This window comes from Pseudoxanthomonas daejeonensis, from assembly GCF_022637495.1.
Lineage (GTDB): Bacteria > Pseudomonadota > Gammaproteobacteria > Xanthomonadales > Xanthomonadaceae > Pseudoxanthomonas > Pseudoxanthomonas daejeonensis.
Map to the genome: position 1 here is coordinate 2,489,640 of NZ_CP093331.1, position 12,345 is coordinate 2,501,984.

Here is a 12,345-nt window from a genome sequence, read left to right on the forward strand (position 1 = left end):
TTCATGGCATCCCGTCGCTTCCGACTGATCACCATCTCCGCTGCCCTCGCCACCCTGGCGGGCGGTTACGGGCTGTATCTGACCGCGCAGACCGCTCCGCCCGAGTTGGCCCAGGCGCCGATGAACATCACCAACACCGTGCCGCCGGCCTTCATCATGGCGGTGGACGATTCGGGCTCGATGACGTTCGAGACGCTGTTCCCCGGTCGCGACGGCTATGGCTGCACGGGAACCGGCACGTCCAATCCGTATTTCAACAGCGACGGCACGCTGCGCACCGAGGATGGTGACGGCAACGGCGGAACGTACAGCTGCAATTTCCATCACATCTTCCCCTACCCGGGGCATCGCATCGGCACCAACCGTTACGCGATCGCGCCGATCGATCTGTTCGGATTCGCCCGGTCGAATGCCTACAACCCGGCCTACTTCGACCCGAACACGACCTACTCGCCCTGGATGAACCACAACAAGGTCGAGTACCCGGCAGCTTCGTTGACGGAGACGCTGACCGATCCGCGCAACGCCAGCGGACCGAAGTTCAACATGACGGCGCTGCACAGGGACCGTATCGACGATGCCGATCCGGGCAATTCGGATGTCGGCAGCGCGACCTACAACAGCGGCACCTTCTTTCCCGCGGGCATCCAGTACGCACGCAACGGTGCGTGTGGCGGCCTGGCCAGTACCGGTGGTGCCACGACGTACGTGACGCTGGCGTCTGACACGACGCTCAATGCCAATTGCAGCAACATCCGCCTGCGGCGTTCGCAGGCGGGGCAGCCGGAGACCACCGAGCTGTTCCGCATCCCGAGCGGCACGACCCTGCCGGCCGGGACGGTGTACTACCGGCTCGCCGACTCGGCGTGTGGCGGCCTGGCGGCTGCGGCACCGACGCAGCGCTTCTGGGTGAGGTTGCCGTCGGCGGTCACGCTGAGCGCGACCTGCGAGGTGGCCATCCAGTACTTCCCGGCGACGTTCTACATGCCGTTGACCGACGCCGCCCCCGCCGGCTACAAGACGGCCAACCGCGTCCAGGTCGCCAATGCCGGCGGGCCGGGCGTCGACCTGTACAGGTACGAGATCAAGCTCGACAACTACGACACCTCGGCGCAGTACGACGCGGCGATCCAGAATTTCGCCAACTGGTTCACCTATTACGGGGACCGCAACCGGGCGATGATCGCCGGCATGACCCGCTCGCTGATCGATGTCGAGAACATGCGCATCGGTTACTTCACGATCAACAGCGGCGCACGCAACTGCGGCAGCAACTGCACGGCGTACGATGCGTACACCGACGTGACCATGCGTGACATGGGCGTGGCGGCCGACAAGCAGGCGCTCTACACCAGCATGATCGCGCTCCCCGCGTCGGGCAGCACGCCGAACCGCTGGGCCGTCGAGCATATCGGCAAGCAGTTCCAGCGCACCAATACCGGTGCGCCGGTGACGCTGTCCTGCCAGAAGAACGCGGGCATGCTCTTCACCGACGGCTACAGTAACCAGGGTGGCCCCGCGGTCGCCAATGCCGATGGCGACGGCGGCATGGGTACGCCGTTCAGCGACAGCCATGACAACACCATGGCCGACATCGCGTCCTACTACTACCGCAACAACATCCGGCCCGACCTGACCGAGGGTGGTGTGAAGGTCGACAAGGCTTGTCCGGCGGCTGGCGGCGACGCCACGGACAAGAGCCTGGACTGCAATCGCAACCTGCACATGAACTTCTACGGCATCACCCTGGGTGCGCGGGGCGACCTGTTCGATCCCGAGGCCGACCCGGCCCAGGACGCGTATACGACGGCATCGGTCTACAACAACTGGCCGGCGCGCCAGAATGACGAGCGCAGCACCGTCGACGACATCTGGCATGCGGCGACGAATACGCGTGGCGAGTTCATCAACGCGCGTACGCCCAGCGACATCACCGCGGCGATGCGTCGCATCATCGCGGCGGTCAACGAGGGTGAATCCCCGGCCGGCACGATCAGCGTGACCGGTGCCCGCGTGGGCAGCGGATCCCTGAACGTTCAGCCGTTCTACGAATCGGCCAACAACGGCACGGACTGGTACAGCCTGCTGACGGCAGAGACGGTGAGTGCGGATCCCTTTACCGGGGAGACGACCTTCACGCCGGCATGGGAGGCCAGTGCACGCATGGCGGCCCAGGCCTCGCGTGAGATCTATTTCGGGCGCACCACCGACAGCGTGCAGCCTGAAGTCCTCGAATTCAGCTCGACCAACGTCAGCTTGGACAACCTCTGCGCGGGTGCCCTGTCGCGGTGCACCGCGGCGGAGATCGAGGCCCTTTCGGCGAACGGCACCAACCCGCCGCCGGCCGCGATCGACGCCGCGCGTGCGGTGGCCTATCTGCGCGGATCGCGCGTTGACGAGGGCGTGCTGCGCACCCGCACCTCGATCCTGGGCGACATCATCAACTCCACGCCGGTGTTCTCGGCGCCTACCGACGACTACGGTTACCGGACGCTGGGTGGCACGGTCGGCAGCAGCTACGCCACCTACCTGGAGGCGAAGCGCACCGCCAATCGGCCCATGGTCTACGTCGGTGCCAACGACGGCATGTTCCACATGTTCGACGGGCGTTCCAACGGCTCCGGCGGCAGCGAGGTTTTCGCCTACGTCCCGGCCACGGCGCTCGGGCACATGGGCAACCTGCTGTTCCCCTATGTGGCGGCGAACCAGAGCGACCAGAAGTTCCAGCACCGCTATTTCGTGGATGGCCCGGTCACCGTTTCCGACGTGCAGTTCGGAACCCAGTGGAAGACCGTCGTGGTGGGTACCACCGGCGCTGGCGGGCGCAGTGTCTTCGCGATGGACGTGACCACGCCGGGCTCGCCCCAGGTCCTGTGGGAAATCAATGACCTGATCACAGGCGATGATGCGATCAGCGACAACATCGGCCACGTGCTGGGCAAGCCGGTGATCGTTCCGATCAAGGACACCTCGGGCAACGTCAGCTGGAAGGTGCTCTTCGGCAACGGCTACAACAGCGTGAACCAGCAGGCGCACCTGTTCATGGTCGATGTCGAAAGCGGCGACGTGGAGACGATCGAGGCCTCCGAAGCCACCGCGCCGGCCTACAACGGACTCGGCAACATCGTGGTGGTGGACCGCAGGAGCATCGGTTCCACGGGTACCGTCTTCAATGGCCGCGATGGCTATGCGGATTACGTCTACGCCGCGGACCAGAATGGCGCGGTCTGGAAGTTCAACCTGCTGACCAGCAGCGTCGAGTTCAGCGGGGAGCCGCTGTTCATCGCCCGGGATTCCACCGGCACCAATCGCCAGCCCATCATGGGTGGCCTGACGGCCGCGACCGGACCTGGCGGTGGCGTGATGCTGTTCTTCGGCACCGGCAGCTTCTCGTTCACCGGCGACCCGGACAACACCAGCGTGCAGACCATCTACGGCATTCTGGACAAGGGCACACGGGTCACGGGTCGCGACGACCTCGTCCAGCAGACCGTGGGCACGGACGACGGCGAGTTCCGGACGACATCCAGTAACGCCATGGGGCCCGGCAAGTACGGCTGGTACCTGGATCTGCCTGCCGGTGAACGCTTCGTGGGCTACCCGCGAGTGGAAAGCGGCATCGTCTTCTTCCCGACCTACGAGCCGCAGGGGGGCGACGACAGCGACGACTGCGGCGTCACCGGAACCAACTGGCTGTACGGCCTGAATGCGTTGAGTGGCGGTGCCTCGATGACCTACATACGCATGGGTACCCCGGACGGCAGCCAGCCCGCCTCGGCGACCGGCGCGGTCGCGCTCAACACGGGCGGCTCGGCACCGGTGAAGGATGTGGCGGTGATGACGACGCCGCGCGTCCAGCCGTTGGGTACCGCTACCCAGGCCCAGATCGATCAGGCCCTTGGGGCGCAATGCTCGATGGTCATCCGGGTTGCGGGTGCGCCGCCCATGTATCTGCCGCGTCCGTGCGGGCGGCAGTCCTGGAGGCAGGTGCGATGAATAAAGGGGGAGTCATGTCCATTCGAGAGAGCGTTGGTTCAGCAGGAACGCGTGGTCCGGTCGCCGGCTTCACGCTGATCGAGTTGATGGTCGTGGTCGCGGTGGTGGCGATCCTGGCATCGATCGCGATACCGGCCTACCAGGAGCAGATCCGCAAGTCCCGGCGGGCGCAAGCCAAGGCGGACCTGGTGGAGTACATGCAGGTGGCCGAGCGCCGTTTCACCGTCGACAATTCATATGCGGACTTCGTGCTTCCTACGAACCAGTCCCCACGCGAGGCAAACGCCACGGCCAGGTATGTCCTTGCGGCATCCACGCAGACTCCGACGGAGCTGGTGCTTACGGCCACTGCACAGGGCCCGCAGACCGAGGACCGGTGCGGCGATCTGTCGATCAGCAATACGGGCCTGAAGACGGAAAGCGGAGTGGCCGAGTTGGCCGATTGCTGGTAGTCCAACGGCTCGCGTGGCAGCGAAGCCGCCCACAGGCGGCTTCTTTCTGGCAGGGCGGGGCATAAAAAAAGAGCCGCGAACAATCGCGGCTCTTTTCATTTTATCTGGCGCCCGAAGTTGGACTCGAACCAACGACCCCCTGATTAACAGTCAAGTGCTCTAACCGGCTGAGCTATTCGGGCGGGGGCGCACATTGTATGGGCAGGAGTCCGGTGTGGGCAAGGCGCTGATGAAAGCGGCGGCCCTTGGCCATGGGCGACAGGGCCTAGTGGCATGGGGTCGGGGAGCGGGGGCCCCGCGTCCGCACCCTCCCCACGTTGTTGACGATCACTTCGCCACGCAGCCGGGCCGCTGTGCAGACGCGCAAGGTGACGTTGCTGCCGCCGCTGCGGCCGTCCGGCTGGTAACGCACGCGCAGGCGACCGGCGCTCGCCAGCACCTGGACCGAATCATGAACCGGCTGACGGATGTCACGGAGGACGTCCTCCGGACGCCGCGGCTGGTCGCTGCGGCCGGGGTCGCGGTAGAGCAGCCAGCCGGCGCTCCAGTCAGGCTGGCCGAGGCAGCGCCCCTCACCCCCGGACGGGCAGACCGTGACCGGCACGCGTGCCGTGATGGCCGTGTTCCGTGCCTGCGCCAGCTGGGCGGCCAGCTGGTGCGTGGCCGACGCCGCGCGCTGCCGCTGCAGCGTCTCGCGGAAGCCGGGCAACGCCAGTCCCAGCAGGATGGCCAGGATCGACACTGTGATCGACAGTTCAACGAGGCTGAACCCGGAGAGGTGACCCGGCGCATCCTTGCGCATGGGCGAAGTCCTTTTCGCTCGGGAGGTTCAGGTTGGCGTAATCCCGAGGGCGCCGGGATCGGGCGCGACCGATCCGGGTTGTAGGAATCCGGCCCGGCCTTTGTAGGAGCGGGCATGGCCGCGACCCGGGCGTCGGAATCATAAGGGCGTTCTGTGTTGAGGGCGTCGTGTCGCGGTCATGCCCGCTCCTACAAAAAAGGCGGACTGGAACCGCCGGCAAGGGCGGATGCGCGGCGCGACCCACACGGCGTCGATGCGCCCCCTGTCTATACTGGCCTGTCCCCCCAAGACGGCACCGATCCGCGCATGAGCGAGCGATTCGAGCTGGTATCCCCGTATGCCCCGGCGGGCGACCAGCCGCAGGCGATCGAGAAGCTGGTCGCCGGCTTCGAGGCCGGCCTGGCCAAGCAGGTGCTGCTGGGCGTGACCGGTTCGGGCAAGACCTACACCATGGCCAACGTGGTCCAGGCGGTGCAGAAGCCGACCCTGGTCATGGCGCCGAACAAGACGCTGGCGGCGCAGCTGTACGGCGAATTCAAGGCGTTCTTCCCGAACAACGCAGTCGAATATTTCGTCAGCTACTACGACTACTACCAGCCGGAAGCTTACATCCCGTCGACCGATACCTTCATCGACAAGGACAGCTCGATCAACGACCACATCGAGCAGATGCGCCTGGCCGCGACCAAGGCGCTGCTGTCGAGGCGCGACGCGCTGGTGGTGGGCACGGTGTCGGCGATCTACGGCCTCGGTGCGCCGGAGGACTACCTGTCGCTGCGCCTGATCCTGTCGCGCGGCGAGCGCCTGGACCAGCGCGAGCTGCTGCGCCACCTGACCCAGCTGCAGTACACGCGCAACGAATACGAACTGCAGCGCGGCACCTTCCGCGTGCGCGGCGAGGTGGTCGACGTGCACCCGGCCGAAAGCGACGCCGAGGCGGTGCGGATCGAACTGTTCGACGGGGAGATCGAGAACATCGCGCTGTTCGATCCGCTCACCGGCGAGGTCATGCGCAAGTTGCCGCGCTACACGATCTATCCGAAGACCCACTACGCGACCAGCCGCGAGCGGGTGCTGAGCGCCGTCGACACGATCAAGATCGAGCTCCGCGAGCGGCTCGAGCAGCTGTACGCGCAGAACAAGCTGGTCGAGGCGCAGCGCCTCGCCCAGCGCACCCAGTTCGACCTGGAAATGATGGCCGAGGTGGGCTACTGCTCGGGCATCGAGAACTACTCGCGGCATCTCACCGGCAAGGCGCCGGGCGAGCCGCCGCCGACCCTGTTCGACTACCTGCCGCCCGACGCCTTGCTGGTGGTGGACGAATCGCACGTGACCATTCCGCAGATCGGCGCGATGTACAAGGGCGACCGCTCGCGCAAGGAGACGCTGGTGGAGTTCGGATTCCGCCTGCCTTCGGCGCTGGACAACCGCCCGTTGAAGTTCGAGGAGTGGGAGGAGCGCGCGCCGCGCGCGGTCTATGTTTCGGCCACGCCGGGACCGTACGAACTGCGCGAGGCGGGCGACCAGATCGTCGAGCTGGTGGTGCGGCCGACCGGCCTGGTCGATCCGCAGGTCGAGATCAGGCCCGTGGCGACGCAGGTCGACGACCTGATGGGCGAGATCAACAAGCGCGTGGCGATCGGCGATCGCGTGCTGGTTACCACGCTGACCAAGCGCATGGCCGAGAACCTCACCGATTACCTGTCCGAGCACGGGATCAAGGTGCGCTACCTGCACTCGGACATCGAGACAGTCGAGCGGGTGGAGATCATCCGCGACCTGCGCCTGGGCAAGTTCGACGTGCTGGTCGGCATCAACCTGCTGCGCGAGGGCCTGGATATGCCCGAGGTGTCGCTGGTGGCCATCCTCGACGCGGACAAGGAGGGATTCCTGCGTTCGGCCGGTTCGCTGATCCAGACCATCGGCCGCGCCGCGCGCAACCTGCGCGGTACCGCGATCCTGTACGCGGACCGGATGACCCGCTCGATGCAGGTGGCCATCGACGAGACCGACCGGCGCCGCGAGAAGCAGGTCGAGTACAACACCGAGCACGGCATCGTCCCGCGCGCGGTGGTGCGTCCGGTGATGGACGTCATGGAAGGTGCGCGCTCGGAGCCCGGCGAGGGCAAGGGCAAGACGGCACGCGGCAAGGCGCGGCAGGTCGCCGAGGCGGCCGCCGACTACGGGGTGATGGATCCGGCCCAGGCCGCGGTGAAGATCCGCGAACTGGAGCAGCGCATGTACCAGCACGCCCGCGACCTGGAGTTCGAGGACGCCGCCCGCCTGCGCGACCAGATCCGGCGGCTCAAGGAAGCCAGCCTGGCCGGCTGACCGCCTGCGAATACCGGGCCGGGTGGGCGCTGGCGGAGGGCCGGGTACATGCGCGGCGGCGAACGGACCTGCAGTGACGGCGCGACCGTGCCGCCAGGTTGTGGCTGGCCCCGGCCGCGGGGTAGAATGCGCGCCCTGCCGCGGGCAATCCGCGCAGGTTGGCAGCACCGGGCGGTTAGCTCAGCGGTAGAGCACTACCTTGACATGGTAGGGGTCACAGGTTCGAACCCTGTACCGCCCACCACTGCGGTCCTCTTCGGGCCCGGTGGATTCCTCGGGAACCCTTCGATTTCGTTCCAGTCCCGTCGCGTGCGGTGCATCGGCGCGCCTGCGCGGACGATGCCGGGCACCGGTCGATACCGTTTCGGATATCGAAAACCGGGAAAAAGTCATTGGATCGTTCTGGCTTCTTCGCGCATCGTCGCGGCATCCACCCGGGGAGAGGACGGGCGGAGGGGCAGGTCGGCGATCCGCGTGTCGCCGGTACATTGCGTCCCGGCATGTCTGTTGCGAACGGACCAGGTGATCTTCCACCACTTCTCCCCGAAGCCCTCGTGGGCGCCATCGTGCGCCTGCCCGCAAGCGTCCGAAGGAGAACTGCATGCACCTGCGATCAACCCTGCTGGCCCTGGCCATCGCGAGCGCGTCCGCGCTGCCTGCCTTCGCCCAGGACGTCGTCGTCAAGGTGGATGCCGGCAAGCCGGGTCCCACGATCGACCGCCACATCTTCGGCCAGTTCGCCGAGCACCTGGGTCACGGCATCTACGAGGGCATCTGGGTCGGCAAGGATTCGAAGATTCCCAACACCCGCGGCGTCCGCAACGACGTCGTTGCCGCGCTGCGCGACCTGAAGGTGCCGAACATCCGTTGGCCGGGCGGCTGCTTCGCCGACGAGTACCACTGGCGCAACGGCATCGGGCCGAAGGACCAGCGTCGCGCGATGGTCAACACCAACTGGGGCGGGGTGATGGAGCCGAACGAGTTCGGCACCCACGAGTTCTTCGACTTCATCGAGCAGGTCGGTGCCGATGCCTACATCTCGGTCAACGTCGGCTCGGGCACGGTGCAGGAGGCGGCGGACTGGCTCGAGTACATGACCGCGGTGCACCCGACCGCGCTGGCGAAGGAGCGCATCGCCAACGGCCGCAAGGAGGCGTTCCAGGTGCCCTTCGTCGGCCTGGGCAACGAGAACTGGGGGTGCGGCGGCGCCATGTCGGGCGACTACTACGTCGACCTGATGAAGGTCTTCGCCCGCTACACGCGCAACTACGACCCGTCGCAGAAGATGAAGCAGATCGCGGTCGGCCCGGACGGGGCCAAGACCGAGTACACCGAGGCGGTGATGAAGGCCTGGTCCGAGCGGGTCTGGAGTTGGAACCTCGACGGGCTGTCGCTGCACAACTACACCATCAACGGCTGGCCGCCGAGCATCAAGGCCACCGGGTTCGGCGAGGCCGAATACGCGAAGTTCCTGCATGAAACGCTGGGCATGGACCAGATGATCCGCACCCACGCGGCGATCATGGACCGCTACGATCCGGAGAAGAAGGTCGCGCTGGTGGTGGACGAATGGGGTTCCTGGCTGGCGCAAACCGAGGGAAGTACTCCCGGCTTCCTGGTCCAGCAGAACTCGATGCGCGATGCGATCCTGGCCGCGCTCAACATCAACATCTTCGCCCGCCACGCCGAGCGCGTGCGCATGGCCAACATCGCGCAGATGGTCAACGTGCTGCAGGCGATGATCTTCACCGACAAGGAGAAGATGCTGCTGACGCCGACTTACCACGTGTTCCACATGTACGTCCCGTTCCAGGACGCGACCTTCGTGCCGGTGGCCTTCGACAAGGGCAGCTACAAGGTCGGCGACATCGTCCTGCCGCGGGTGGATGCGATCGCCGCCAGGGACGCGCAGGGAACGCTCTGGATAGCGGTGACCAACATCGATCCGACCCGCCCGGTGGAAGTGGCCCTGGACGTTGCCGGCTTCGATCCGGCTTCGGCCAGCGGCCAGTTGCTCACCGCGCCGCGGATGGATTCGGTCAACACGTTCGAGGCGAAGCGGACCGTGGCACCGGTGCCGGTGAAGCTGGACGGTGGGAAGCTGCGCCTGCCGCCGCATTCGGTGGCGGTGGTGGGGCTGAAGGCGAACTGATCCGGCGCCGGCACGGCCCCGTGGCGGGGCTGCGCCATGCCGGCTGACCTGCCGATGGCCGCCGCCGATCAGCGGCGGCCGGAGATTCAGGGCGATGCTGCGTCCGTACGCAGCAGGCGCAGGTCGAACAGGCGCGGGGTGCGGCGGGTGTTGTGGGCGATGAAACGCACCTCGAGGCCGCCGTCGCGCGCCGCACCGGCCAGCGCCGGTGGCAGGGCGATCTCGCGCTCGATGAAATCGTCCACATCCGAGCCATCGAACTGCAGCGTCGCCAGCTCGACGCCATTGGCCTGCACGACCATGGCGACATGCCAGTCGCCGCCGAACAGGGTCAAGCGCAGCGCCAGCGGCGTGTCGTCGCCGATGACCGGCGGAGCCGCCAGGCGGTAGCCGAATGCATCGCCGGCATCACGCCAGCGCCGGCCCAGGTGCAGGCCCGTCGCCGAATCCCGGCCCTGGTAGCCATGCTCCACTTCCGGCTGTTGTTCGCCCGGCTGCACCCGGTCCACGGTGCGTATTTCGAGCGCCTGGCGCGCGCGTTCCTCGACCTCGACCGCGGCCAGGAGGGCCGGATACCCCGCGACTGTCGTGGTCCGCCAGTACGCCATGTAGCGCGCGTCGTGCACGCGGTACAGCGGCTCCATGCGCAGCGCGCCGAATCCGGCGGGCTGGACCAGTCCAGCGGCGCTGAACACCAGTGGATCGTCCAGCGGGACGATGCCGGAGGCCAATGTGTCGCGATCGCCGACCAGCATCGGCGCCCGGTCCAGCGGCTGGTACGGACCCGGCGCGATGTGGCTGCCACGGCCGGCATCGGCGACCAGGCCTTCGAGGTCTTCCTCGCCGGTGCGCGCGGCCAGCATCAGCGGGCCATGCATCACCGCGACCCAGTCCGATCCGTCGGGCAGGGCCTCGATCCGCGTGTGCATCGGCAGCGCGATCTCGACCCGGTCGCCGTCCTTCCAGCGACGCTCGATGCGCGCGTACGAGGACGGCGTGGATTGCAGGGGCCAGGCGCGGCCGTTGACCATCACCTGCAGCGGCCCCTGCAGCCAGTGCGGATGGCGCAGCTCCAGCGCGAACTTCTGCGGCCGCTCCAGCGACAGCCGGAGTTCGCTGCGCGGCTCTTCCGGGAAACGCGTCAGCTGGCTCAATACCAGTCCGCGCCCGGGCCGGCGCAGCTGCGAATCCAGGTACAGGTTGACCCGCACCGTCCCTTCGTCGTGCGCGTAGACGAACGCGGCGTGGCGCCCATGGTTTTCCATGCCGCTGCCCACGCAGCACCAGAAGCACTCCTGCGGCTGCGAATACACCCTGTAGTGGCGTGGGCGGACCGGTGTGAAGTAGACCAGTCCGCCATGCTGCGGATGCTGGGTGGAGAGGATGTGGTTGAACAGCGTGCGCTCGTAGAAGTCCGCATGCCGCGGATCCGGGCGCAGCCGGTCCAGCAGCAGGGTCAGGCGCAGCATGTTGTAGCTGTTGCAGGTTTCCGGTCCTTCGCGCGATTGCACCATCGGCGAAAAGTCGCCAGCCGGATTGAAGTGCTCGCGCACGCTGTTGCCGCCGAAAGCGATGCTGCGGTGCAGGGCGACCCGTTCCCAGAAGAATCGCGCCGCGTCGATCCACGCTTCGTCGCCGTCGAGCTCGCCGATGCGGGCAAAACCGATCACTTTGGGAATCTGGGTGTTGGCATGCAGGCCGTCCAGCGTGTCCTCGCCGCGCAGGAGCGGATCGAGCAGGGCGCGGTGCGAGAAGCGCCGCGCCAGTGCCAGGTAGCGACGATCGTCGGTGATGGCGCATACGTCGGCCAGCACTTCGTTCATGCCGCCGTGTTCGGTGTCGAGCACGCGCTGCAGTTGCACGTCGTCGAGGTGGGCGACGAGCCGCTCCGCCCAGTCGGCGAAGCCGACCAGCACCGCGCGCGCCTGCGCCTGGCCAGTCAGTAGCCAGGCATCGCGCAGGCCGGCGAAGGTCTTGTGCAGGTTGTAGAACGGCACCCACGCCCCTTCCAGCGAGAACGACTCCGCCTGGAAGTTGCCGGATGCGACCCGTTGCCACAGCACGCGACCGCCCGGTACGCCACCGACGTAGCCGTCGCCGTTGGCGCGCTGGCACGCGGCCATCGCCTGGACCATGTAGTCGAGCCGGCGGCGCATATCCGCATCGCCCTGCGCGGCCTGCTGCGCCAGTGCCGACAGGTAGTGGCCGGCGGTGTGGCCGTCCAGGCCCATCGATTCCCAGTTCGGATACTTCGGCGCGGGCGAGGGCAGGCCGGCTTCGATCCGGCACGGCGCCAGCAGCCGGTCCATGTCCAGCGTGGCGAGATATCGCAGGTTGAGTGCATTCGATCGGGCGAAGAGGCCCTCACCCAAGCGCACGTCACCGGGTGCGGGGAGGTGCAGCGACCGCGCCGCGGGCGCGGTGGCGCCGCGTGCCAGCGGCGGTACCAGCGGCAGGAGCGCCGCCGGCACAAGCGCGCCCAGCAGCCTGCGCCGGTCGGCGTCCACGCCCTGGAATTGCCGCGTAGCCATGCTCAGCGCAGCGGGCCGGGCCTGGGCCCGTCGGAGAGAAAGTCCCCGCCCCGCACGGGAGTTCCGGTCCGGGCCGGAAAC

At 67.2% G+C, this 12,345-nt stretch carries 6 protein-coding genes and 2 tRNA genes; 5 read left to right on the plus strand and 3 right to left on the minus strand.

What is annotated here, in order from left to right:
• The first annotated feature begins 3 nt into the window (after positions 1–3).
• Complete coding sequence (locus tag MNQ95_RS11165) at positions 4–3,996, plus strand: pilus assembly protein (protein WP_241952909.1); 3,993 nt, start codon at positions 4–6, stop codon at positions 3,994–3,996.
• A 14-nt stretch (positions 3,997–4,010) separates the two neighbouring features.
• Complete coding sequence (locus tag MNQ95_RS11170; protein ID WP_241952910.1) at positions 4,011–4,448, plus strand: type IV pilin protein; 438 nt, start codon at positions 4,011–4,013, stop codon at positions 4,446–4,448.
• A 105-nt stretch (positions 4,449–4,553) separates the two neighbouring features.
• Here MNQ95_RS11170 and MNQ95_RS11175 read toward each other — a convergent pair.
• Both MNQ95_RS11175 and MNQ95_RS11180 read right to left on the minus strand, forming a co-directional pair.
• A tRNA-Asn gene (locus MNQ95_RS11175) sits at positions 4,554–4,630 on the minus strand.
• An 83-nt stretch (positions 4,631–4,713) separates the two neighbouring features.
• Positions 4,714–5,250 (minus strand): GspH/FimT family pseudopilin, encoded by a 537-nt coding sequence (locus MNQ95_RS11180; RefSeq protein ID WP_241952911.1) that lies wholly within the window; start codon positions 5,248–5,250, stop codon positions 4,714–4,716.
• 306 nt (positions 5,251–5,556) lie between these two features.
• On the opposite strand from MNQ95_RS11180, the gene uvrB reads away from it, so the two are divergent.
• From uvrB to MNQ95_RS11195, 3 genes are all read left to right on the plus strand, one after another.
• Positions 5,557–7,581, plus strand: coding sequence for an excinuclease ABC subunit UvrB (gene uvrB, locus MNQ95_RS11185; RefSeq protein WP_162410152.1), 2,025 nt, complete (start codon positions 5,557–5,559; stop codon positions 7,579–7,581).
• A 169-nt stretch (positions 7,582–7,750) separates the two neighbouring features.
• Positions 7,751–7,825, plus strand: a tRNA-Val gene (locus MNQ95_RS11190).
• Positions 7,826–8,182: 357 nt separating this feature from the next.
• Complete coding sequence (locus MNQ95_RS11195) at positions 8,183–9,733, plus strand: alpha-N-arabinofuranosidase (protein ID WP_241952912.1); 1,551 nt, start codon at positions 8,183–8,185, stop codon at positions 9,731–9,733.
• A gap of 86 nt (positions 9,734–9,819) precedes the next feature.
• Here the strand turns inward: MNQ95_RS11195 and MNQ95_RS11200 are convergent, their stop codons facing one another.
• Positions 9,820–12,264, minus strand: coding sequence for a glycoside hydrolase family 127 protein (locus MNQ95_RS11200; protein ID WP_241952913.1), 2,445 nt, complete (start codon positions 12,262–12,264; stop codon positions 9,820–9,822).
• Positions 12,265–12,345 lie beyond the last annotated feature (81 nt).